Source organism: Sphingomonas sp. GW821-FHT02B09 (assembly GCF_059421875.1).
Genome location: NZ_JBWKVV010000003.1, coordinates 86589 through 108969, shown reverse-complemented (window position 1 = coordinate 108969; position 22381 = coordinate 86589). Strand labels below are relative to the sequence as shown.

At 69.3% G+C, this 22381-nt stretch carries 21 protein-coding genes; 7 read left to right on the top strand and 14 right to left on the bottom strand.

Annotation, left to right across the window (positions count from 1 at the left end; translation table 11 throughout):
- Nucleotide 1: 1 nt before the first annotated feature.
- A complete protein-coding gene (locus AC07U4_RS14945; protein ID WP_038665762.1) occupies nucleotides 2–1501 on the bottom strand; it encodes an ATPase domain-containing protein in 1500 nt (499 codons plus the stop codon).
- Between the two features lie 85 nt (nucleotides 1502–1586).
- The gene (locus tag AC07U4_RS14940) at nucleotides 1587–3200 is read right to left on the bottom strand and encodes a M28 family peptidase (RefSeq protein ID WP_495195938.1); all 1614 of its coding nucleotides are present in this window, start codon (nucleotides 3198–3200) and stop codon (nucleotides 1587–1589) included.
- A 270-nt stretch (nucleotides 3201–3470) separates the two neighbouring features.
- Between AC07U4_RS14940 and AC07U4_RS14935 the strand changes: the two genes are divergently transcribed.
- Nucleotides 3471–4763, top strand: a complete 1293-nt coding sequence (locus AC07U4_RS14935) for an Hsp70 family protein (RefSeq protein ID WP_495195937.1) — start codon at nucleotides 3471–3473, stop codon at nucleotides 4761–4763.
- 83 nt (nucleotides 4764–4846) lie between these two features.
- On the top strand, nucleotides 4847–6760 hold the full coding sequence (locus tag AC07U4_RS14930) for a CocE/NonD family hydrolase (RefSeq protein ID WP_495195936.1): 1914 nt from the start codon (nucleotides 4847–4849) through the stop codon (nucleotides 6758–6760).
- A gap of 4 nt (nucleotides 6761–6764) precedes the next feature.
- Here the strand turns inward: AC07U4_RS14930 and AC07U4_RS14925 are convergent, their stop codons facing one another.
- The 4 genes from AC07U4_RS14925 to AC07U4_RS14910 all read right to left on the bottom strand — a co-directional run bounded on the left by AC07U4_RS14925 (nucleotide 6765) and on the right by AC07U4_RS14910 (nucleotide 11470).
- The gene (locus tag AC07U4_RS14925; RefSeq protein WP_495195935.1) at nucleotides 6765–8312 is read right to left on the bottom strand and encodes a sensor histidine kinase; all 1548 of its coding nucleotides are present in this window, start codon (nucleotides 8310–8312) and stop codon (nucleotides 6765–6767) included.
- Nucleotides 8309–9022: a response regulator transcription factor gene (locus AC07U4_RS14920; RefSeq protein WP_137899428.1), complete on the bottom strand. Its 714-nt coding sequence runs from the start codon at nucleotides 9020–9022 to the stop codon at nucleotides 8309–8311. The genes AC07U4_RS14925 and AC07U4_RS14920 overlap by 4 nt, the downstream gene beginning before the upstream one ends.
- Complete coding sequence (locus AC07U4_RS14915) at nucleotides 9019–10506, bottom strand: DUF4153 domain-containing protein (protein ID WP_495195934.1); 1488 nt, start codon at nucleotides 10504–10506, stop codon at nucleotides 9019–9021. Before AC07U4_RS14915 ends, AC07U4_RS14920 begins: the two co-directional genes overlap by 4 nt.
- Nucleotides 10507–10609: 103 nt before the next feature.
- Nucleotides 10610–11470 (bottom strand): oxygenase MpaB family protein, encoded by an 861-nt coding sequence (locus tag AC07U4_RS14910; protein ID WP_495195933.1) that lies wholly within the window; start codon nucleotides 11468–11470, stop codon nucleotides 10610–10612.
- Between the two features lie 53 nt (nucleotides 11471–11523).
- On the opposite strand from AC07U4_RS14910, the gene AC07U4_RS14905 reads away from it, so the two are divergent.
- Together AC07U4_RS14905 and AC07U4_RS14900 are read left to right on the top strand one after the other, a co-directional pair.
- The gene (locus AC07U4_RS14905; protein WP_495181637.1) at nucleotides 11524–12267 is read left to right on the top strand and encodes a class I SAM-dependent methyltransferase; all 744 of its coding nucleotides are present in this window, start codon (nucleotides 11524–11526) and stop codon (nucleotides 12265–12267) included.
- A 284-nt stretch (nucleotides 12268–12551) separates the two neighbouring features.
- Complete coding sequence (locus AC07U4_RS14900; protein ID WP_495195932.1) at nucleotides 12552–13028, top strand: DUF1440 domain-containing protein; 477 nt, start codon at nucleotides 12552–12554, stop codon at nucleotides 13026–13028.
- Nucleotides 13029–13300: 272 nt separating this feature from the next.
- Here the strand turns inward: AC07U4_RS14900 and AC07U4_RS14895 are convergent, their stop codons facing one another.
- The 8 genes from AC07U4_RS14895 to AC07U4_RS14860 all read right to left on the bottom strand — a co-directional run bounded on the left by AC07U4_RS14895 (nucleotide 13301) and on the right by AC07U4_RS14860 (nucleotide 20241).
- A complete protein-coding gene (locus tag AC07U4_RS14895; protein ID WP_495196181.1) occupies nucleotides 13301–14341 on the bottom strand; it encodes a sensor histidine kinase in 1041 nt (346 codons plus the stop codon).
- Nucleotide 14342: 1 nt separating this feature from the next.
- Nucleotides 14343–14789 (bottom strand): response regulator, encoded by a 447-nt coding sequence (locus AC07U4_RS14890; protein ID WP_137899422.1) that lies wholly within the window; start codon nucleotides 14787–14789, stop codon nucleotides 14343–14345.
- Nucleotides 14786–16297, bottom strand: coding sequence for a sensor histidine kinase (locus tag AC07U4_RS14885; protein ID WP_495195931.1), 1512 nt, complete (start codon nucleotides 16295–16297; stop codon nucleotides 14786–14788). The genes AC07U4_RS14890 and AC07U4_RS14885 overlap by 4 nt, the downstream gene beginning before the upstream one ends.
- 186 nt (nucleotides 16298–16483) lie before the next feature.
- A complete protein-coding gene (locus AC07U4_RS14880; RefSeq protein ID WP_137899420.1) occupies nucleotides 16484–17242 on the bottom strand; it encodes an exonuclease domain-containing protein in 759 nt (252 codons plus the stop codon).
- 91 nt (nucleotides 17243–17333) lie between these two features.
- Nucleotides 17334–17798 (bottom strand): PH domain-containing protein, encoded by a 465-nt coding sequence (locus tag AC07U4_RS14875; RefSeq protein WP_495195930.1) that lies wholly within the window; start codon nucleotides 17796–17798, stop codon nucleotides 17334–17336.
- Nucleotides 17799–17828: 30 nt separating this feature from the next.
- Complete coding sequence (pgmG, locus tag AC07U4_RS14870) at nucleotides 17829–19196, bottom strand: phosphoglucomutase/phosphomannomutase PgmG (RefSeq protein ID WP_495195929.1); 1368 nt, start codon at nucleotides 19194–19196, stop codon at nucleotides 17829–17831.
- The gene (locus tag AC07U4_RS14865) at nucleotides 19193–19456 is read right to left on the bottom strand and encodes a J domain-containing protein (RefSeq protein ID WP_137899417.1); all 264 of its coding nucleotides are present in this window, start codon (nucleotides 19454–19456) and stop codon (nucleotides 19193–19195) included. Before AC07U4_RS14865 ends, pgmG begins: the two co-directional genes overlap by 4 nt.
- Complete coding sequence (locus tag AC07U4_RS14860; RefSeq protein ID WP_038667853.1) at nucleotides 19453–20241, bottom strand: division plane positioning ATPase MipZ; 789 nt, start codon at nucleotides 20239–20241, stop codon at nucleotides 19453–19455. The genes AC07U4_RS14865 and AC07U4_RS14860 overlap by 4 nt, the downstream gene beginning before the upstream one ends.
- An 86-nt stretch (nucleotides 20242–20327) precedes the next feature.
- Between AC07U4_RS14860 and panC the strand changes: the two genes are divergently transcribed.
- The 3 genes from panC to AC07U4_RS14845 all read left to right on the top strand — a co-directional run bounded on the left by panC (nucleotide 20328) and on the right by AC07U4_RS14845 (nucleotide 22375).
- Entirely contained in the window at nucleotides 20328–21173 is an 846-nt protein-coding gene (panC, locus tag AC07U4_RS14855; RefSeq protein ID WP_495195928.1) for a pantoate--beta-alanine ligase, read from the top strand.
- Nucleotides 21174–21251: 78 nt separating this feature from the next.
- Complete coding sequence (locus AC07U4_RS14850) at nucleotides 21252–21548, top strand: SEL1-like repeat protein (RefSeq protein ID WP_038665808.1); 297 nt, start codon at nucleotides 21252–21254, stop codon at nucleotides 21546–21548.
- 206 nt (nucleotides 21549–21754) lie between these two features.
- Complete coding sequence (locus AC07U4_RS14845; protein ID WP_495195927.1) at nucleotides 21755–22375, top strand: OB-fold-containig protein; 621 nt, start codon at nucleotides 21755–21757, stop codon at nucleotides 22373–22375.
- Nucleotides 22376–22381: the final 6 nt, after the last annotated feature.

The following is a 22381-nucleotide window of genomic DNA, read 5'->3' as shown; positions in this document are numbered from 1 at the left end:
GTCATCCGCCACCGCCATCGGCCCGCGCGAGCAGCGCCTTGCTTTCGCCCGAGAAGCTCGGCGCGATGCCCAGCACGTTCTGGAACGACGCCAGCGGTTCGCCCAGATGGATGCCGCCGTCGCCGATGCGAAATTCCCTCATCGTACGCTCGTGGCGGGCGGTGCGCGTCTTGATGACCGAAATCGCCTGCCGCACCGCGCCGAACGCCTCGAAATAGCGGAGCTGGACCGCGGTGTCGGCGAGATAGCTGAGATCAATGTCGGCGCGCACGTCGCCGAGGATCCCGTGCATCCCGAGGATCAGCAGCGAGGCGACGCCGCGCTGGCCGAGATAGGTCAGCAGCTCGTGCATCTGGAGCATGAGGAACTGCTCGCTCGGCATCGATTGCAGATAGGCGTTGAGGCTGTCGATGACGATGATCCGTGCCGCATCGTCCTCGACGGCGGTGCGGACCGTCGCGGCGAATTCGCCCGGCGACAGTTCGGCTGGGTCGATCGCGCGCAGCGTCAGCTGGCCGTTGGCGAGATAGGGATGCAGGTCCATCCCCAATGCCTGCGACCGTGCGAGCAGCGTCGGCGTGCGCTCGTCGAACAGGAAATACGCAGCGTTCTCGCCACGGCGAAGCGCCGCGATCATGCATTGCACGGTCGTCGTCGTCTTGCCGACGCCGGCGGGGCCGGTGAACAGCGTCGCCGTGCCGCGGACGAGACCGCCGCCGAGCAGCGCGTCGAACGCCTCCGATCCCGTCGAAACGATCTCGAGGTCGTGCTCGGCCTGATAATCGGCCGCGGTCAGCCGGGTGTAGACCGTCAGGCCGCCACGCTCGATCTCGAAATCGTGATACCCCCCGCGGAAGCGCACGCCGCGCATTTTGACGACGTGCAGCCGTCGCCGCTGCGCACCGAATCCCGAGAGCGTCTGTTCGAGCGCAATCACGCCGTGCGCGATGCTATGCAATTGCAGGTCGTTGCCCGTCCCGCTCTTGTCGTCGAGGACGATCACCGTGCACTGGCGGGTCGAGAAGAAATGCTTCAGCGCCAGAATCTGGCGGCGATAGCGGATCGGACTCTGCGCGAGCAGACGCAGTTCGGACAGGCTGTCGATGACGACGCGCGCCGGGCGCAGTTCGTCGACCTTTGCCATGATCGCGCGCACCGTCTCGCCCAGCTCGACTTCGCTGGGGTGCAGCAGCGTCTGTTCCTGATCGTCGCCCAGACCATCGGCGGGTACCATCTCGAAGACGGTGATCGGATCGAGCGACCAGCCGTGCGTCTCGGCGACGGCGAGCAACTCTACCTTCGTCTCGGCAAGCGTGACGTACAGGCCGGCCTGACCGATCGCGGCGCCGGTGAGCAGGAAGCCGAGCCCCAGCGTCGTCTTGCCCGTTCCGGGCGTGCCCTCGACGAGATAGAGACGCTCGGGCGTCAGGCCGCCGTTGAGGACGTAATCGAGCCCCGAAATGCCGGTGGATGCCTGGGTCGATCGTATAGCCTGTGCCAATCCGGTCTCCGTAAGACGTTTCCGGATGACGACGGTCCCGGTGCTGATTCTCGTTAGGCGTTTCGGCGCCTAGCGCCTAGCCGCGTCACCGTCGTGCCGTATCGGTCTTAGCGCGCTCCGCGGCAAAGGGTTCCGTGGCGTTCCAGCCCGGCCACATCCGCCCGTCGGCGATCTCGCGGCCGAGCGCATAGGCGACGCTGCCTTCCTGCGCCGCACCGGTCATGTCCCAGCGCGCGTCATATTCGTCGCAGGTCTGGTGATAGCAGCGCGCGTTATAGGCGCTGCGCTTCGCCTCGCCCGCCGCCATGCCGCCGGCGAGGATGTCGCGGCCGGCGCGGAAATAGACGCCTGGCACGCCGTTGGCAGCGAAGGCATAATGGTCGGAGCGGTAATACCAGCCCGCTTCGGTATTCTCCTCGGGGTCGACGCGCAGGCCCTGTGCCGCGGCGACGCGGGCAAGATCGGCCTCCAGCGGCGTGCGGCCGACGCCGATCAGCTCGAGATTGCGGGTACGGCCGAGCACGACATGCGGGTCGAGGTTGAACTGCGCCGCGGTGGTCGCGAGCGGCAGCGCCGGGTGATCGGCATACCAGGTGGCGCCGAGCAGGCCCTTTTCCTCGGCGGTCCACAAAGCGAACACCACCGAGCGGCGCGGACGCGGTGCGGCGGCGAAGACGCGGGCGATGTCGAGCAAAGTCGCGGTGCCGGTGCCATTGTCGATCGCGCCGTTGCGGATGCGGTCGGCTGGCGGGTCGAAATCGTTCTCGCCATAGGCGTCCCAATGGGCGCCGTAGAGGATGCTGCCCGCGGCGGGATCGCTGCCGGGCAGGATGCCGACGATATTGTGGCTTTCGGTGCGATCGAGCCGCGTCGTCAGCGTCGCGCTGAACGTCGCACCCGGCAGGACGATGCCGGTGAAGTCGGCGTGCTGCGCGGCGCGCTTGGCGGCGGCATAGTCGAGCCCACCCTGCGCGAGCAGCCGGACGCCGATATCGTTGCGCAGCGTGCCGCGCAGGCCGAAGGCCGGCGGCAGGCTGCCGGTATCGAGCGCATAGCCCGGCACCGCATCGCCGTTCGCCAGTTGCAGCCACGGATAGCTTGACGGGAAGGTGTCGTGGATCTGCACGAAGGCGGCGGCGCCGCGCTTCTGCGCCTCGGCGAGCTTGGTGCGCGCGGCGGGGCTGGAGGCGCGGCCGCCGAAGCCGAGGTCGCGCCCCGCCTCGACATCGGGATCGCCGGCCAGCGCCACCACCAATTTGCCGCGCACGTCGAGGCCGCGATAGGGATCGTAGCCGAGTTTGGGCTCGACCACGCCATAGCCGACGAACACCACGGGTATGCGGTCGAGCCGCGTCTCGCCGACGATGCGCGAACTGGCGGAGATTTCGACGCCGGGCCGCAGGGAGAGGGCGGTGCCGCCGAGGTCGAGCGTCATCTCGGCGCGCTCGCGCGTCCACCGGAACAGGGGTACGCGCTGGCGATAGCCAGAGTCCCCGGCCGGCTTGAGGCCGAGTTTGGCGAAGCGTTTTTCGAGAAAATCGAGCGTGACTGGCTCGCCCGCCTGCGTCGGGCCGCGGCCGTGGAAACCGTCCGCGCCGAGCGTGCGGACGTCAGCCTTGATCCGCTCGGGCGAGAGGATCGGCGGCCGGGGATCGGTCGCGGCGACCAGCAACAGGGCGAGCGGGAGCAGGCGTTTCATGGGGGCGAAGGTGCCGCGCTTCGGGGCGGCGCACAAGCGGGGGTTGCGGAGGTTTCCGGGGTGACGTTCGACTTTCCTGCTCGTCACCCCGGACTCGTTCCGGGGTCCACTCTGCGGCGAGGAGGCCGGCTTGAGGGGATAGCGTGCCCTTGCGGCTGGGTGGACCCCGGAACAAGTCCGGGGTGACGGGTGGGTGGGGAGAGGTCCCGGGGTAACGGGGGTCGTTTCCGTACTTGCGGCCCGCCCGCACGCCATGACAAAGCCGCGCGGATGACCGCTTCGCTCCCCGCCCTCGGCCTCGACTTCGGCACCACCAACTCGGTCGCCGCGGTCGCGCGCGGCGACGCGGCTGAACTCGTCATGCTCGACGCGCCCGACGGCGCGCAGGCGGTGTTCCGCTCGGCGCTGTGCTTCTGGGAGGACGGCGACGTGCGCGGCGGACTCGCATCCGAGGCGGGGCCGTGGGCGATCCGCGAATATCTCGACTTCCCCGAGGGCAGCCGCTTCATCCAGTCGTTCAAGTCGGTCGCCGCCAGCGCCACCTTCGAACATGCCAACGTCTTCGAACGCCGGTTGCGCTTCGAGGATCTCGGGACGCTGTTCGTCGACAAGATGCGGGCCCGCGCGCGCGGCCGGCTCGACGGGCCGATGGCGCGGGTCGTCGTCGGCCGGCCGGTCGCCTATGCTGGCAGCCGCCCCGACGAGGCGCTGGCGCGCAGCCGCTACGATCTGGTGTTCGGCGCGCTCGGTGCCGAGGTCCATTACGTCTACGAGCCGCTCGGCGCCGCGTTCAGCTATGCGGCGCGGCTGACCGAGCGCGCGACGATCCTCGTCGCCGACTTTGGCGGCGGCACCAGCGACTTTTCGGTCGTGCGCGTCGACGTGCCGGGCGCGGCGCGGCGCTGCGTGCCGCTCGGCCATGCCGGCGTCGGCATCGCCGGCGACCGGTTCGACCAGCGGATCGTCGACCGGCTGGTGATGCCCTTGCTCGGCAAGGGCGGATCGTATCGCTCGTTCGACAAGGTGCTCGAGATCCCCGGCGGCTATTTCGCCGATTTCGCCGACTGGTCGCGGCTGGCGCTGATGCGCAACAAGCGCACGCTCGCCGAGCTGGAGAAGCTGCGCCGGTCGGCACTCGACCCCGAGGCGATCGGGCGGATGATCGCGGTGATCGAGCAGGAACTCGGCTACCGGCTCTACGACGCGGTCGGGCAGTTGAAGCGCGCCTTGTCGGAGAAGGACAGCGCGCGCTTCGTGTTCGAGGGCGCCGGACTCGGCATTGAGGCGGAGGTGACGCGCGACCAGTTCGAAGCGTGGATCGCGCCCGACATGCTGCGCATCGACGCCGCGGTCGACAGCGCGCTGGCCAGCGCCGGAGTCGAGGCGGCGGACATCGACCGCGTCTTCCTGACCGGCGGCACCTCGCTCACCCCGCGCATCCGCCGGCTGTTCGACGCGCGGTTCGGCGCCGAGCGGATCGCGACCGGCGGCGAACTCACCTCGATCGCGCACGGCCTCGCGCTGATCGGCCTGCAGGACGACATCGCCGCCTGGGCGAGCTGACGCGAGCCCGCCTGCGATATCGACCCTTGCCGTTCGCGTCCTGTCGCGCCTAGCATAGGTCACCCCTTCTGCCGGAGATTTCCATGCGCGCCATCCTGCTGTCCTCGCTTGCCCTGCTCTCGGTCGGCGTGCAGGCGCAGCAACAGCCGGCGGGCGATATTCCGGCGCAGTTCAAGCTGGTCGACACCGCCAACGATTACATCAAGCGCGAAGTGATGATCCCGATGCGCGACGGGACCAAGCTCTATACCGTGATCGTCATTCCTAGGAACGCGACCAACGCGCCGATCGTGCTGACCCGCACGCCCTATAACGCCAAGGCGCGCGCCAACCGCAGCGACAGCGCGTCGATGTTGGCGACTCTGCCGCTCGCCGACGAGATATTCGTCAAGGGCGGCTACATCCGCGTCTATCAGGACGTCCGCGGCAAATACGGGTCGGAAGGCGACTATGTCGTCACCCGCCCGGTGATCGGCCCGCTCAACCCGACCAAGGTCGATCACGTCACCGACGCCTACGACACGATCGACTGGCTGGTGAACAAGGCGAACCTGCCGCAGTCGAACGGCCGCGTCGGCATGATCGGCTCGTCCTACGAGGGCTTTACCGTGGTGATGGCGCTGCTCGCGCCGCATCCCGCGCTCAAGGTCGCGGCGCCGGAAAGCCCGATGATCGACGGCTGGATGGGCGACGACTGGTTCCATTACGGCGCCTTCCGCCTCGCCAATATTGCCTGGCTCGGCGGGCAGACCGGCTACAAGGGCAACGGCACCGTGCCGCCGACGGGAGGCTGGGACGATTACGACAATTTCCGCGAGGTCGGCTCGGCGGGCGACTGGGCGAAGAAGTCGGGCTACGACCAGCTCCCTTATTGGAAGCGGATGTCGCAGCATGCCGCCTATGACGACTTCTGGCAGGGACAGGCGCTCGACAAATTGCTCGCCGCCAATCCGTCGAACGTCCCCACGCTCTGGGAACAGGGATTGTGGGACCAGGAGGATATGTACGGCGCGATCACCGCTTGGGAGGCGCTGAAGGCGAAGGGCAAGGCGGGCAACAATTTCCTCGTTATGGGGCCGTGGCGGCACAGCCAGGTCAATCGCGATGGCCGCAGCCTCGGGCCGTTCCAGTGGGACGGCGACACCGCCGCGCAGTTCCGCGAGCAGATGGTGCTGCCGCTGTTCGACCAGTATCTCAAGGACGGTCCCGCCGCGAACCTGCCGCAGGCGGCGATCTACAATACCGGCGAGAACCATTGGGATCGCCTCGGCAACTGGCCGCTCGCCTGCGAGAGCGGCTGCGCGGCGCCGCTCAAGCCGATCTACCTCCAGGCGGATGGCGGGCTGGGCTTCGAGAAGGCGGCGGCGGGCGGGGACAGCTATGTCTCCGATCCTGCCAAGCCGGTCCCGCACCTGCCACGCCCGGTCAATTTCAAGGACGGGCGCTGGGGCGACTGGCTGGTCAGCGACCAGCGCGGGTCTGACGGGCGGCCCGACGTGATGACCTATACGACGCCGGTGCTGACCACGGCGATGCGCGTGTCGGGCGCGCCGATCGCCGATCTCTATGCGGCGACGACCGGCACCGACGGCGATTTCGTCGTCAAGGTGATCGACGTCTATCCGGCGGAGAATGCCACCGATCCGAAGATGGGCGGTTACCAGTTGCCGATCAGCCTCGACATCTTCCGTGGTCGCTATCGCGACAGCTTCGCGCAGCCGAGCGCGATTCCGGCCAACAAGGTGCAGCATTACCGCTTCCGCCTGCCGACGGTGAACCACGTGTTTCAGCCAGGACATCGCGTGATGGTGCAGGTGCAGTCGAGCCTGTTCCCGCTCTACGACCGCAACCCGCAGACCTATGTGCCCAACATCTTCTTCGCCAAGCCGGCGGACTACAAGAAGGCGACGGTGACATTGCGCCGCGGCGGTGCGACGCCGAGCGCGGTGCTGTTGCCCGTGGTGCCGGTGGCGCAGGCGCAGGCGCAGGCGCGGTAAGGGATTAGCGGCGCGCAAGCGGCAGCGTCACGACGAACACCGCGGCGGCGCCATCGGCGAGATCGATCGTGCCGCCGCCGGCTTCGAGGAGCGAGCGGGCGATGGCGAGGCCGAGACCGGTGCCGCCCTCGCTGCGGCGGGTGGTGAAGAAGGGTTCGAACAAGCGCGCGGTGTCGCCGGCCGAAACGCCGGGACCGTCGTCCGCCACCCGGAGCAGCACCGCCGCCGAAGTGACGGCGCCCGCCACCAGCGCCACCCCGGCGCCCGCCTGCCGGCTATTTTCGAACAGCGTCACCAGTGCATGCTCGATCGTGCTGGCGGGCAGCGCGACCGGCGGCGGCGCGGCGGCCCAGGTCACGGTGATGGCGAAGCCGTCGCTGCGACAGGCGTCCGCGGTCCGTGCCACCACCGGCACCGGATCGGTCGCTTCGTCGACGGGCGCGGCCATGTCGGCGCGCGCCAGTTCGAGCAGCCGCGTCACCAGCAGCGCCAGCCGCCCGGCATCGGCATCGGCATTGGCGAGGAAGCGATCGCGATCCGCCGGCGCCATCTCCGGATGGTCCTGCATCAGCTCGATCGCGCCGCGGATGCCGGCGAGCGGCGTCTTGAATTCGTGGCTGACCGCATAAGCGAAATCGCGCAGATAGCGCGAGCGGCGTTCGATCGCCGCGTTCATCGCGGCGAAATCGGCATAGAGGCCCTGGATCTCGATCGCCGCGGTCGACGGCACCTCGGGTATCGTGCCGCGCCCGCTCGCCACCGCGCGCGTCGCCTGGCCGAGCCGTTCGATCGGCCGGGTCACGCCGCGCGACAGGATGCCGCTGAGCACCACCAGCAGCGCGAGGATCGCGGCGATGCCGATCGCGATCTTGCCGCGATCCTCGTAGATACCGCGGAACAGCGCGCGCGCCGATCGCGACACCAGCAGCACGCCGACGACGCGACCGTTGACGAGGATCGGCCGGGCATGATGGACGCGGATCGCCGCGGCGCGCGACAGCCATTCGAAGCGATAGACCGCGCGATAGGCGCCGTTCCGCCGCAGCACCGTCGTCGGCCGCCCGGCGAGCGCGGCGGCGACCTCCGGCAGCGCCGCATAGCTGCCGCGCCCGCCCGCCGCGATCCGGCCGCGCTCGTCGAGCAGCAGGATGCCGGCGAGCGTCGTCATCTGCGTCGCGTGCAGGATCGGCAGCAGGCGCGGCACCGCGCGCGTGGCCGCCGCCGCGACCGGACCGGCCGGCGCCGGGGCAGGGCGTTCGGGCAGGATCGGCGTCTGGCTGAGGTCGACGCCGTCGCCCGGCGGCACGATCGTCCGCGGCGACAGCCGGCCGTCGCCGCCCGGCCATAGCGCCGCCGCTGCGGCGGCGAGTGCCGCGCTCTGTGCGACCAGCTCCGCCTCGGTCTGGCGCACCAGCGTGTTTTCGTAGACGCGCAGGAACACTGCGCCGAAACCGGGCAGCGCAGCGACGAGGAACAGCGTCGCGAACACGATGGTGCGCAGCCGCAACCGCGGCCAGCGGCGTTTCGCCCACGCCTTGACCCGGCCGATCACGCCGCCCCGCACGCGCCCAGCCGATAGCCGATGCCGGGGCGCGTCTCGATCAGGTCGGCGCAGCCGAGACGCGCGAATTTGTGGCGCAGGTTGCGGATATGGCTATCGATCGTCCGGTCGGTGATCGCGAAGCCGGGACCGTGCAGCCGGTCGATGATCGCGTCGCGGCTGAACACCTTGGCGGGCATCGAGACGAGCAGACGCAGAATCGAGAATTCGGTGACGGTCAGCGTGACCTCGCGCCCCTCCCACAAGGCGCGCCAGCCGTCGAGATCGAGCCGCAGCCGGCCATGCTCGAGACCGCGCCCGTCCTCGACCGCAGGCGGGCGCGCCGCGGTGCGGCGCAGGATCGCCATCACCCGCGCGACGACCTCGCGCGGCGAAAACGGTTTGACGACATAATCGTCGGCACCGAGTTCGATGCCGAGCACGCGGTCGATCTCATCGTCGCGGCTCGACAGGAACAGGATCGGCACGTCGCCGTCCGCGCGCAGCCGGCGGCAGACCTCAAGCCCGTCCATCCGCGGCATGTTGATGTCGAGGACGACGAGATCGGGGCCGTGCGTGCCGGCGAGCGCGAGTCCCGCCTCGCCGTCGGCTGCCTCGATCGTGTCGAGCCCCGCCTTCTGGAAGGCGAAGACCAGCAATTGGCGGATATGGGGATCGTCGTCGACGATCAGGACGGTGCGCGGCATCGGGCACAGGATCATCGTTGCGGGTCCTTAGTCAATCGGCCGTCGCAGCTTCGCGGCGCATAGTGCCGTGGTGCGTCGATGCCGGCGACCGCGGCGAGGCGGCGCGCGTTGCGGAAGGTCCAGCCGTGCCAGCTCGCCTGTTCCGCCGCGGTGCTCGTCTGGATCGTCCAGCGCAGGGTGGCGAGACGGTCGCGCAATGCCGGCGTGCCGGCGTGGCGTTCGAGCGTCGCCAGTGGCAGCAGCGCCGACGATCCCAACCGTTCGAGATAGCAGAGATCAAGCGGCGGCCCGGCGCGACCTCTGGCGAGCGCGACGCGGACGTTCCAGGCCGCGGCGGTCGCACCGAGGTCGACGACGGTACAGGCGGCGAGCACCAGTGCGGCGGCGAGCGCATTGGCGTTGATGAGCCACGCCGCCGAGCGCGCGGCGAGCAGCCGCCACAGGATCAGCGCCAGCCCGGTCGCGACCAACGCCATCCAGATCAACGCGGCGAGGCGCAGCACGGTCATCCCATAGGCATCGACGTAATCGGTCAACCGCAGCGCGCTCGACGCGACGAGCAGCAGATTTTGCGCGATCCACACACTCACCAGCCGGCGCACCAGCGGATGCGCGGCGCTGGCGCTGCCTGGGCGGAGCGTGACCAGCACGAATAGCGCGGCGAGCAATGCGGTGACGATCAGCGCATAGGCGCCGCGATGCGCATAGTCGGCCATCGTCACGCCGGCGGGCAGTGGCGCGCCGCTCCATAGAAAGGCGATATCGAGCGCGTTCTGGATCGCGAAGATCGCGTTGAACGTCGCCAGCGACAGGATCAGCGTGCCGATGCCGGTCTGCGGCAGGGCGGGGGCGCCGGCAGGCCCGTCCCAGGCGGTGACCGCGGGATGCGGACGCAGCGTCATCCACACCGGCAGCAGCACTGCGACGGCGAGCATGCCGCGCCAGATGACGGTTGCGGCATCGGGCAGCGCGATATCGGCGAAGGCCAGCGCGACGAGGGGATTGGCATTGGCGAAGAGGGCGATGAACAGCGCACCGCCCGCGATCGGCAGGGCCAGCGTCGCGGCGACGGCGCGCAGTTGCACCCCCGGCACGCTGCGGCGGACCTGAGCGCGGCCGACCCAACCGAAATCGCGGAGCGGGCCGACCAGCGCGGTGACGCCCAGCCAGACCAGCCGCACCGCCCAGGTCGCGGCATTGTCGAAGCGCCGCCGCGGCAGCAGCGCCGCGAGCGTGATCGCGACGAGGAACAGCAGCACCGCGAGTGGGCTGGGGTCGTCGATGATCGCAAGCACGAACGCCGCCGCGGCGGCCGCGGCGATGCTGGCGGCGCGGTCGCGGCGGACCGCGGGCCGCATCAGGCAGAGCGCTGCGACCCAGGCCAGCGCGGCGAGCGACAGCAGGATCGAGGCGTCGGCGATCACCGCCTCGACCAGTACGATCAGCGCGGCGGTGGTGGCGATCTTCGCCATGAGGGGGGTCGGTCGTAGTCGCGGCATGTCATCCTCCCGTTCGGAAGGACGGCTTGTCGGGCCGCGCGACGCTCGGGCGATGGTGCGACCGGTGGGCGGTCGGGGGAAAGTCCGTGCAGATCCGGTGCAGTCACCCCTGCGTCGTCGCGCGTTTGGCCGAGCCGTCGCGCAGCGCCCAGCGCAGCACCGAGGCGATGCCGGCGACGCCGGCGCGGACCGCGGGCTTGCCGAGCGGCGGGCGGTCGAGACCGTGCATCCGCGCCGCCCAGTCGGGGAGGAGGTCGATGCCGCCCTCCATCAGCACGGTCTGCGCAGGCGCCATCGCGCGGCTGGCGGGTTGCTGGCGGAGCAGCGCGCGCGAGACTTCGCGGGTGCGGTGGTCGACGCGTAGCTGCGGGCGGATCGCGAGGAGATAGGCGTCGAGCGCGGCGCGCGTCCTGGGTACGCCGGTCGCGCCGAGCCGCTCGGCGACGACGGCATATTCGGCGAGATAGCGGTCCTGCTCCGCGGCCGGGAAGGCGGGGTCGCGGTAGCGGCGGTGCGCGCTGAGGAAGCTCGCGACCTCGGCGACATGGACCCAGGTGAGCAGGTCGGGATCGTTGGCGCTGTAGGGCGTGCCGTCGGGCAGCGTGCCGGCGACGCGGTCGTGGATGCGCCGCACCTTGGCGATCAGCGCCTCGGCGGTGGCGGTCGAGCCGTAGGTGGTGCCGGAGATGAATTGCGCGGTGCGACGCAGCCGGCCGAGCATGTCGCGGCGGAAGTTGGAATGATCCCATACCCCCGCCAGCGCGCCCGGATGGAGCATCTGGAGCAGCAGCGCGGCGACACCGCCCGCCATCATCGCGGTGAAGTCGCCATGGACGACCCAGGCGGCCGAGCCGGGGCCGAACAGGCCGTCGTCGCCGGGCGGGCGGGTGAGATCGACCGCGCCGTCGCCAAAACCGACCAGCCGATGCACCTGAGTCTGGATCGTGTCGCGAAGATCGGCCATGCTGTCTCATCTAGTGCGGCCCGGCGGCCAAACCAGTGACGGGAGACGTAACGATGCGCCTGGCTCTTTCGATGTTCGCAGCGGCGGCACTGACCACCGCGGTGGTGGCGCAGGACAAGGCGGCGCCCGCCGGCCCGGCGATCACGCGTGCGCTCGCCGATCCCGCCCGCGCCGATCAGGCGGGCGACGATGCGCGCCGGCAGGCGGCGGCGGTACTCGCCTTTTCGGGCGTGAAGCCGGGCGACACGGTGGTCGATTACCTGCCCGGCGCAGGCTATTGGACGCGGATCTTCACCGGCGTGGTCGGGCCGAAGGGCAAGGTCTATGCGCTGTGGCCCGCCGCCGGCGCGAAATATGCCGAGAAGAGCCTGCCGGCGTTGCAGGCGCGCGGCCTCGCCAACGTCGTCGCACAGGTGCAGCCGACCAACCTGCCGACCACGCCGCAGCCGGTCGACCTGTTCTGGACGGTGCAGAATTATCACGACATCCCCAACAAGGGCGCGGGCGAGCCGGCGTTGCGCGCGTTCGACGCGGCGGTGTTCAAGCTGCTCAAGACGGGGGGCACCTATGTGGTGATCGACCATGCCGATGCGCCGGGCACCGCGATGTCGGGTACCGAGACGAAGCATCGGATCGATCCGGCGGCGGTGCGGCGGCAGGTCGAGGCGGCGGGGTTCCGCTTCGCCGGCGCGAGCAAGGTGCTGGCCAATCCGGCGGACGACCATAGCAAGAACGTGTTCGATCCGGCGGTGCGCGGCAAGACCGACCAGTTCGTGCTGAAGTTCCGGAAGCCGTAACCGCCCATAGTCTTCCCCGTCAGCGGGAGGGCTACCTCGGATGACCTTTCGCAGTGTTGCGGCGGCATTTATAGTCCCGTCATGCCGGACTTGATCCGGCATCCCGCTTCTTCGCGCCGTTGAAGAAGCGGGACCCCGGATCAAGTCCGGGGTGACGGAGCGGGTTTGGAAAGTCGTCCAAATCATACGGATGGTCATATGCGATGGCCCTGCCCGATAGGGGAATTGGGGGCCTTTTGTTCGGGTTGCGCGTTACCTCGCCGACTTTTCGGAAGGGAATGCCTGTGCCGTCGTTGACCAAGACCCTCGCCGCCGGAATCGCCGGTGGCCTCGTCGCCAGCCTGGCGATGAACCTGTTCCAGTCGGTGAGCGCGCCGGCGTTCGGGCAGACGGGGAGCAACGACGATCCCTCGACGGTCAAGGCGGCGGACAGCGTCAAGCAGGCCGTCACCGGCGATGCGGTGACGCAGAAGCATCGCGCGGCGGCGGGAAGCCTTGTCCATTACGCGACCGGCGCCGCGCTTGGTGCGGGCTATGCGCTGGCGGTGCGGCAATGGCCCGAGTCGAACGCCGGGTTCGGATCGGCATTCGGGGTCGGCGTCGCGACGATGCTCGACGACGTCGCGGTGCCGGCATTCGGCTGGGGCCCCGCACCGACCGAGACGCCGCCGGAAACGCATGCCTATGGGCTGGTCAGCCATGTGGTGTTCGGGCTGGTGCTGGAAGGCACCCGACGGGCGATCGTCGAGGCGCTCGACTGAGTCGAATTGCGGCAGGATTGCGGCAACGTGGACAAGATGGACACCTTAACGGAAACGATCCGGATCGATCGTTTCCGATTTGGTGGTGATTGGTCGGCGATGTGAGCGCAATCGTCGGTCATTCGGCGTCGTCCGCACCCTTCGCCGCCTTCGGCGTCTTTCCCTCTCCCGCATGGGAGAAGGAGTGAGGTGACGATCTACGATTCGGATGGCGTGTAGGACAGGGGTAGCTCGTTCGCCTTGTCGTTCAACGCGCTAGCTTATGCCGCGTCCTATACCGCGGCGCGCAGGGTGGCGCGGACGCCTTGGGGGCGGGGTTCGTATTCGACGATGGTCTGCAGGCTCTGCGCCATCGCGCGGATCAGCTTGGTGCCGAGGCCGGTGCCCTTCGGCGTCGCTTCGGCGGGCATGCCGCAGCCGTCGTCCTCGACCGACAGGCGGAACGCCTTTTCGCCGTCCGCGGACAGCATCACCCGGATCTCGCCGCCGGCGCCGGCGGGGTAGGCGTATTTGCAGGCGTTGGTGACGAGTTCGGTGACGATGACGCCGAGCGACACCGCCTTGTCGGTGGGCAGGCGGATCGGCTCGGCGGCGACGCGTAGCGCGTGCGGGGCGTCACCGCTGGTCAGCGTCTCGGCGAGTTCGGCGACGAGCGAGCCGAGATAGTCGCGCATGTCGACGCTCTCGACGTCATTGGCCGAATAGAGGCGGCGGTGGACCTGCGCGATCGCGCCGATCCGCCGTTGCGTATCGTCGAGCGCGGCGCGCGCGGTCGGATCGGCGAGCGCGCCCGCCTGCAACCGCACCATCGCCGAAACGAGCTGGAGCGAATTGGCGACGCGGTGATTGACCTCGCCGAGCAACGCCTCGAGCCGCGCGTTGCTGGCGCGCAGATCCTCCTCGGCGCGCGCCTTCTCGAGCGCCAGCCGGCTGCGGTCGAGCACCTGATCGAAACTGGCGGCGAGCAGATCGAAGAAATCGTCGCCGATCGTCTTGACGACGTAATCGGCGGCGCCCGCCTTGAGCGCGGCGACCGCGATCCGCCCCTCGTCCGAACCGGTGACGTAGACGACCGGCGGCATGACGGGGAGCGCGGCGAGCCGTTCGAGCGTCTCCAGACCGTCCATCCCCGGCATGTAATGATCGACCGCGATCAGATCGAACGGCTGCGACGCCGCAAGCACCAGCCCCTCGGCGCCGCCCTCCGCAGTGGTGACGCGATAGCCTCGCCGCGCCAGCCCGCGCGCGGCGAGGCGGCGGATGCCGTCGTCGTCGTCGATATAGAGTACGCTGGGGTTGGCGGCTTCGGCCAGATCAGTGTTCCTCGACCGCGGGAACCTGGATCACCGACAGGAACAGGCCGAGCTGGCGGATCGCCTGCGCGAAGCTTTCGTAATTGACCGGCTTGGTGATGTAGACGTTGCAGCCGAGATCGTAGCAGCGCTGGATCTCGATCTTGTCGTCGGTGGTGGTCAGCACGACGACGGGGGTGCGCTTCAGCGGGCTGCCTTCCGCCTTGATCCGCTGGAGGATGTCGGTGCCGCTCATGTCGGGCAAATTGAGATCGAGCAGGATCAGCGCCGGCGCGCCCTTGGCGGGACCGTCGTCCGCCTCGAACAGATGGTGGAGCGCCTGGGTGCCGTCGGTGAAGTGCTTGATATCGTTGAGGATGCCGGCGCGACGGATATTCTTCTCGATCAGCCGGGCATGGCCTTCGTCGTCCTCGATCATCACGATGCCGACGGATTGATGGGCGTTCATGCTGCGCTGTCCTGACTGACGTAGGTCTTGGGAAGATTGAGGCGGAAGGTGGAGCCGCGGCCCGGTTCGCTCTCCACGTCGATCGTGCCGCCGAGACGATAGGCGAGCGCCCGGACGTGCGCCAGCCCGATCCCCTCGCCGGGCTGGTCCTGCTGGCCCGAGCGGCGGAACAGGTCGAAGATGCGCTGGTGATCGCGCGGGTCGATGCCGCGGCCGTTGTCGGCGACCGACAGGATGACGCGGTCGCGCCGCGCCTCGCCGGCGACGGTGATGACGCCGGGACGGCCGGGCTGGAGATATTTGGTGGCGTTCTCGATCAGGTTCGACAGGATCTGTTCGAGCGCGACGCGGTCGGTGACGACCGGCGGGATCGGGCGGCGCACGCTGAAGCTGATGCCGCGCTCGTCGAGCAGGTGGCGGATCGAACCGGCGACGGTGTCGGCGATCGCGCCGGGGTCGATCGTCTCGGGTGCGATGACGCGGCGGCCCTCGCGCGATAGTTTGAGGATGGCGTTGATCAGCCGGTCCATCTTCTGCGTCGAGGTGCGGATGAAGCCGATCGATTCGGGCAGATCCTCGCGCACCGCGAGCCGCGCCTCCTCGCTGACGATATGCGGCGCCTCCGCCTCGGCGCGGTCGACCAGTTCGGTGAGCGGGGCGGTGGCGGCGGCGAGTTCGGCGGTGAAGCCCATCACGTTGACCAACGGCGAGCGCAGGTCGTGGCTGACGATATAGGCGAAACGCTGGATCTCTTCGTTGGCGCGGCTGAGATCGGCGGTTCGCTCGTGGACGGTCTCTTCGAGATGCTCGTTGAACTCGCGCAGCGAATCGCGCGAGCGGGCGAGATCGCGGGTATAGCCGAGCACGGTGAGCAGCGAGGCGAGCGCGACGAGGGCGAGCAGCACCGCGGCGAGCGCGAGGATGCCGTAGAAGATGCGTACGCTGCGCTGCTGCGCGGCGTCGCGCTCGGCGAGCAGACGGCGTTCGGTCACCGCCATCCGTTCGAATGCGTCGCGGATCGCGGTGAGGCGGCGGACGCTCGCCTCGGTACGGAACAGCGTGACCGCGGTGTCGGCGCGGCCGGCGTCGATCAGCGCGATCGTGCGCGCGCGCTGGGTGAGCAGCGCCTGGATCTCGCCGCGGAGCTGCCCGAGCGTCGCGATCTGCGCCGGATTGTCGCGGGTGAGGCTTTGCAGATAGCCGAGCGCGGTGGGGGTCGCCGCCGACCAGCGATGATAGGCGTCACGATATTCGGGGTTGCCGGTGAGCAGATAGCCGCGCCGCGACGCCTCGCCCTGTTCGATCAGGCGACGCGCGTTGCTGACCGCCAGTTCGACCTCATAGGTGTGGTTGACGGAGCGGGTGTGGCTCTCGTTCTGCCCCGTCGCCCAGCCGGCGCCGATCCCCGCCGCGACGAGCGCGAGGAAGCCGAGCGCCATGAACGTGACGAGCAGGCGGCCGATACGGCCCTCGGACACGACGAACGGATTGCGGACTTTTCTGATCACGCGCGCGGCTTTACGCGAGCCGATGTCGTTACGCCAGCGATGCTGTCGGGGTGGGGCGCGTGGCGATACCGGCTGCCCATCCCGTTCGCCCTGAGCCTGTCGAAGGGCCGTGAGTCTCATCTGCCCCCTTCGACAGGCTCAGGGCGAACGGCGGGAGGTGTCTGCCTGCGTGCGGGGTAGCGAGGCCTACAGCAGCAATTCCTGCGTGGTGGCGCGGCCGACGGCGCCGCCACCGCTGCGGCGGTCCATCTCGGCATTGGCGGTGAAGCGGATGTCGGGGTCGCGATCGGCCATGAACGCCATCAGGCTCTCGTGGTCGAGCTCGCTCCACGCCTTGCCGCGGTGCGGGCCGTAGCGGACGCGCGGGATCAGGCCCGGCGTGCGCGACCAGTCGAGCAATTGCGCGACGCTCGCCTCGTTGAGCTGGTCGCGCAGATGATGCGCGGTGACATAGGCGTCGGGAAAGGCGCGGTGGACGGGCAGGCCGCGGTCATGATCGAGCCCGTCGGGCTTGCGCCAGTAGCGCAGCACCTGGTTGGAGAAGCTCGGCGAATCGGGCCAGAGGCGCAGCGCGCATTTCCAGGTGCAGATCCACTCCTGACCATGGGTCAGGTTGGGGGTGCAGAATTGCTGCTCGAAATCGGCGCGGTGCGCGGCGAGCGCGAGGCGGCGCGGATAGGGATCGAGCACGCGGCGGGCGACATCGTGCCACCACGGTGCCTCGGCGACATGCTCGTCGAGGATATGGTGGATCGCCTGGGTGATCGGCGGGATGGCGCGACCGGGGTTGACCAGGATCGCGCCGCCTTCGCCTTCCAATTCCCAGCGGCCGTCCGGCTGGAGCGCGACGTCCTGCCAGCCGATCTCGCACACGCCATGCGCGGGCGGCGCGCTGCCGGTGGTTTCGAGGTCGATGACGCGGATGATCTGGGGGGTGGGTCGCATTATGCCCCAAATGGGCGCTTGCGGGCGATTATGCCAGTGCGAAGGGGGCGGCCCTGCCGTTCGTCGTCGGGATGACGAATGTGGGTGGGCCTTACCGATACTCGTCGTCGTCGATGTCCATCTCGCGCACCCCGCGCAGGCGGCGGGCGCGGTCGACGAGCTTGCGCAGGCCTTCGCGGCGCTCGCGTGCGGCGGGGATGTCGCGCAGCACGAATTGCGCGTTGCCGGTGGTGCGGTCCGACGAGGTGATGGTGATCGTGCCGATGTCGGTGATCTGGTTGACCAGCGAATAGTCGACGCGCACGTCCTTGACCCGGTACAGTTCGATCTCGTCGATCGACTTCATGACGAGGCCGCGCTTCACGATCAGCCGCTGGTCGGTGATCTCATAGGACGCCGACAGATTCTGTAGCCAGCGCACCGCGATGACGATCAGGCCGACGCCGATCGCACAGCCGAGGATGGTCAGCCAGCCGGTGAAGCTGCCGAACAGCCAGCGATTGGTGCTCGAGCGGAAATTGTCGACCGGCCGTTCCGTGCTGTAGGTCCCCACCATAAGCCGACCCTATCCGGCGCGCCGCGGCTGTCAATCGCGCGTGACGCCGCACGCCGCCAGCGCCGCGTCGATCTCGGCGAGCAGCGCGTCGAGCGCGGTCTGATCGGCGGCTTCGGCGCGGGCGGTGAGCACGTCCTGCGTGTTCGAGGCGCGCAGCAGCCACCAGCCCTGCGGCGTCGTCACGCGGACGCCGTCGATCGCGATCACCGGCGTGCCGGCGGCTTCGAGGCGGGTGCGCACCTCGTCGATCACCGCGAACTTGCGCGCGGGATCGACCGGGAAGCGCAGGTCGGGAGTGTTGACGAGCGGCGGCATCGCGTCGCGCAATTGGGTGAGCGAGCGGCCGGACAGATGCACCGCGCGGATCAACTGCACCGCGGCGTGGAGCGCATCGTCGAAGCCGTACCAATCGTGCGCGAAGAAGATATGGCCGCTGAGCTCGCCGGCGATCGGCGCGTGGTGCGCGAGCATCGCCTCCTTCATCAGGCTGTGGCCCGTCGCGCCCATCACCGGCGTACCGCCGAGTTCGGCGATGCGGTCGAAGACGAATTGCGAGGATTTGACGTCGGCGACGACGGTCGCGCCGGGCAGATCGGCGAGCACCGGCGCGATCAGCAGGCTGAGCAACTGGTCGCCCCACAACACGCGGCCCGCGCCGTCGACCGCACCGATGCGGTCACCGTCGCCGTCGAAGGCGATGCCGAAATCGAGTCCCTCGCGGCGGACCAGCGCCTTGAGATCGTCGAGATTATGCTCCTCGGTCGGGTCGGGGTGGTGGTTGGGGAAGCGGCCGTCGACCTCGGTGTAGAGCAGATGATGCTCGCCGGGGAGCTGCGCGGTCAGCGCCTCGACCGCGGGGCCAGCGGCGCCGTTGCCGCAGTCCCAGCCGATCCGGTAGCTGCCGCCGCCGTGGCCGGCGAGGAGCCGCGCGACATAGGCGTCGAGCACGTCGGCGTCGGTGATGGTGCCGGCACCCGCGCTCCACGCGCCCGCGGCGGCGAGGCGGGCGAGATCCTGCACGTCGGCGCCGTAGAAGGAGCGGTGGCCGAGCACCATCTTGAAGCCGTTGTCGTCGCGCGGATTGTGGCTGCCGGTGACGTGGATGCCGGCGTCGACGCCGAGCGTTGCCTCGGCGAAATAGAGCATCGGCGTCGGGCCGATGCCGATCCGCACCACATCGACGCCGCCCGCGGTAAGGCCGGCGACCAGCGCCGCCTCGAGCTCGGGCGAGGACAGGCGGCCATCGCGGCCGACCGCGACGCGGTGGCCGCCGGCGGCGCGGACGCGGGTGGCGAAGCTGCGGCCGATCGCCGTGGCGTCGGGGGTGCCGAGATTGCGGCCGACGGTGCCGCGCACGTCATATTCCCGCAGGATCGCGGGCGACAGGACGTGGCTCATCCGCCGCGGCGCAGCGCGCCGAGCAGCAGGTCGCGCGCCGCGTTGATCTCGGTGCTCGCCGCCGCCGAGCCGCCGCGATCGGGATGCGATTCGGCGAGCAGGCGGCGATGCGCGGCGCGGATCTCGCTTTCGTCGGCGCCGGCGCGCAGGCCGAGCACCCGGTGCGCGCGCTGCGTGTCGGTGAGCGTCGCGCGTTTGGGGGCGGGGCGGAGATAATGCCAGGCGAACCAGATCAACGCGATCGCGAGCAGCCACTTCATGCGGCGAACTGCGGCGCGGCGGGCTCGGGCAATTGGAGGGCGCTCATCATCTCGCGCAATTCCTGCCGCGAGGCGACGTGGCCGAGGCCCATCGCGCCGAATTCCTTCGAGTCGATCATCGTCAGCCCGGCGGGGAACAATTCGCGATAGATGACGCGTTCGCCAAGGCCGGGGATGATGCGGAAGCCGACGCGCTTGGCGAGCTGGCCGAGCGCATCCGACACGCGCCGCATGTTGCGCGCCTCGATATGCTGGAGGCGGTTGCGCAGCACGACCCAGTCGATCTGGGTGCCGTCGGCGCGGGCGCGCTGCTTGCGCGCGTCCCAGATCAGCTCCGAATAGAAACTGGGGCGGGTGACGTTGAACGTCTCGGGATCGACCTGGCCGATCAGGTCGAAATCGACGAAACTGTCGTTCATCGGCGTGACCAGGGTGTTGGACAGCGCCGCGGCGGTGCGCGCGAAATAATCGTCGCGACCGGGCGTGTCGATGATCAGGAAGTCGGCGCCCTCCGACAGGCGCTGCCACGTCTCCTCGAACACCGACTCGCTCTCGCCGTCGTGCGTCGCGTGGATCGGCATGGGCAGGTCGCTGCCGGTCCGCTTGATCGTCGCGGCGCGGTTCTCGAGATAGCGGCCGACGGTGCGCTGGCGATGGTCGAGGTCGAAACAGGCGACCTTGGCGCCCTTGGCGGCGAGCGCGATGGCGACGTGCACCGCCGTCGTCGACTTGCCGGTGCCGCCTTTTTCATTGGCGAAGACGATGACGTGTGGCCCTGCGGGCACGGTTCGTTCCTTATCGATGCTGGCGGGTTGCTCGGTCACGACGCTCTTCATAGAAGCCGCGCGCTCATTGTTCGAGGGATTAAACGGTGCTGACGGTTCGAGACCTGGACGGGCTGCGCGCGGCGGTCGCCGCATTCCGCGCCGACGGCGCGACGATCGCGCTGGTGCCGACGATGGGCGCGCTGCACGCCGGCCATATGGCGCTGGTCGAGGCGGCCCGCCGGCCGGGCACCAAGGTGATCGCGTCGATCTTCGTCAACCCCAGGCAATTCGGCCCGAACGAGGACCTCGCCCGCTATCCGCGGCGCGAGGCGGCCGATGCGCGCCTGCTCGCCGAGGGTGGCTGCGACCTGCTGTGGCTGCCGCCGGTCGAGGTGATGTATCCGGCGGGCTTCGCGACCAACGTCGGCGTGACCGGGGTCAGCGACGGCTTCGACGGCGCGGCGCGGCCGGGCCATTTCGACGGCGTCGCCACGGTCGTCACCAAATTGTTCAACCAGACCGGTGCCGACATCGCCTATTTCGGCGAGAAGGACTTCCAGCAGCTGGCCGTGATCCGCCGCGTCGTCGCCGACCTCGACATGGCGATCGAGATCGTCGGGGTGCCGACGCAGCGCGACGACGACGGCCTCGCGCTGTCGTCGCGCAACATCTACCTCGACGACGAGCAGCGCGCCAAGGCGGTGGCGCTGCCGCGCGCACTCGGCGTCGCGGCGCGGGCGGTGGGGCGCGGCGACGACGTCGAGACCGCGCTCGCCGAGGCGCGGGCGACGCTGATCGCGGCGGGGTTCGCGATCGATTACGTCGCGCTCGCCGATGCCGAGACGCTGGCCGAGTCGCCCGCGGCGGATCGGCCGCGCCGGCTGCTCGCCGCGGCGCGGATGGGCGCGACGCGGCTGATCGACAATGTCGCGATCGAGCCGATTGGCTAAAAAGCGCAGTTGCCGAGCCGTTAACCAATTGTCAGGACGAATCACGGATGGTGCCCTCATGAGCAATGGGGGCAAACCATGGGCAACAGTTTCAAGAGCGCGCAAATCCTCATAGACAGCCGTATCGCCGACGCGATGCGCGGCCGGCCGGAGGCATTGTTCGACCTCGGCGTCTGCTACCAGACCGGCACCGCCGGCGCGGGCGTCGACCTGATCGAGGCACATAAATGGTTTAACCTCGCCGCGGTGGCGGGCTTCAGCGAAGCCGCTTATGCGCGCGCCGAGGTCGCCGACAACATGACCGCGCGCGAGATCGCGCTGGCGCAACGCCAGGCGCGCAACTGGCTGGGCATGACGCAGCGGCAGGCGGCGTAACCGACTCCGGGTGCGAGACCGCCCGCCCGACGGGCGGCGCCGGCCCGTTGAAGGCGTTCGCGTCGCGAACGTCCCTGCGCGGTGTCAGCCTCGTGTCGGGGACGGCGATCGCACGGCGCGCCGAAACCGGAGCAGGCGACGTTTCGTAACGAAACCTTGTCATCCGGCTGCTATCCTTGGACGATGCAGCACCAGAGCCGCGGCCCATGTTCGCCATTTTCCTGACCCCTGCCTATGCGCCGTTCGCGATCGCATTCGTGGTGATGATCGGTATCGGTCTGATCGAGGCGATCGGCCTGGGTCTTGGCCATCTCGATGTGCATGCCGACCTGCACGCCGAGACGGACGGCGGCGGCGTGCTCGACTGGCTGGGGCTTGGCCATGAACTGCCGATCCTGATCTGGCTGACGTCGCTGCTCGGCTGCTTCACACTTGCCGGCATCGCCATCCAGCAGGGTGCGACGTTGGTGACGGGCAGCCCGCTCGGCTGGGGCGTGGCCTCTGGCGCCGCACTGTTCGTTGGCGCCATGCTCAACACGCTGGCGGCCAACGGTCTCGCCCGCGTGATGCCGGGTTTCGAAAGCAGCGTGATCTCGACCGACGACTTGCTCCGCCGCCGCGGCACGATCCTGGAAGGCGTCGCGCGCCGCGGATCGCCGGCGCGCGCGAAGGTCGTCGATCAACACGGGCAGGCGCATTTCATCATGGTCGAGCCGCATGACGACAAGGACGCGATCGCCGCCGGCGAGACCGCGCTGATCGTCCGCCGCGACGGCACGATGTTCTATGCGCTGCCAGACACCAACGTGCTTCTGCAGCCGATCTGACCAACG

What these genes read in the sequence shown, in the direction of transcription:
- AC07U4_RS14940 (WP_495195938.1), bottom strand. Translation starts at nt 3,200, where the DNA reads ATGAAACGCCTGCTCCCGCTCGCCCTGTTGCTGGTCGCCGCGACCGAT.
- AC07U4_RS14935 (WP_495195937.1), top strand. Translation starts at nt 3,471, where the DNA reads ATGACCGCTTCGCTCCCCGCCCTCGGCCTCGACTTCGGCACCACCAAC.
- AC07U4_RS14930 (WP_495195936.1), top strand. Translation starts at nt 4,847, where the DNA reads ATGCGCGCCATCCTGCTGTCCTCGCTTGCCCTGCTCTCGGTCGGCGTG.
- AC07U4_RS14920 (WP_137899428.1), bottom strand. Translation starts at nt 9,022, where the DNA reads ATGATCCTGTGCCCGATGCCGCGCACCGTCCTGATCGTCGACGACGAT.
- AC07U4_RS14915 (WP_495195934.1), bottom strand. Translation starts at nt 10,506, where the DNA reads ATGCCGCGACTACGACCGACCCCCCTCATGGCGAAGATCGCCACCACC.
- AC07U4_RS14910 (WP_495195933.1), bottom strand. Translation starts at nt 11,470, where the DNA reads ATGGCCGATCTTCGCGACACGATCCAGACTCAGGTGCATCGGCTGGTC.
- AC07U4_RS14905 (WP_495181637.1), top strand. Translation starts at nt 11,524, where the DNA reads ATGCGCCTGGCTCTTTCGATGTTCGCAGCGGCGGCACTGACCACCGCG.
- AC07U4_RS14890 (WP_137899422.1), bottom strand. Translation starts at nt 14,789, where the DNA reads ATGAACGCCCATCAATCCGTCGGCATCGTGATGATCGAGGACGACGAA.
- AC07U4_RS14880 (WP_137899420.1), bottom strand. Translation starts at nt 17,242, where the DNA reads ATGCGACCCACCCCCCAGATCATCCGCGTCATCGACCTCGAAACCACC.
- AC07U4_RS14875 (WP_495195930.1), bottom strand. Translation starts at nt 17,798, where the DNA reads ATGGTGGGGACCTACAGCACGGAACGGCCGGTCGACAATTTCCGCTCG.
- pgmG (WP_495195929.1), bottom strand. Translation starts at nt 19,196, where the DNA reads ATGAGCCACGTCCTGTCGCCCGCGATCCTGCGGGAATATGACGTGCGC.
- AC07U4_RS14865 (WP_137899417.1), bottom strand. Translation starts at nt 19,456, where the DNA reads ATGAAGTGGCTGCTCGCGATCGCGTTGATCTGGTTCGCCTGGCATTAT.
- AC07U4_RS14850 (WP_038665808.1), top strand. Translation starts at nt 21,252, where the DNA reads ATGGGCAACAGTTTCAAGAGCGCGCAAATCCTCATAGACAGCCGTATC.
- AC07U4_RS14845 (WP_495195927.1), top strand. Translation starts at nt 21,755, where the DNA reads ATGTTCGCCATTTTCCTGACCCCTGCCTATGCGCCGTTCGCGATCGCA.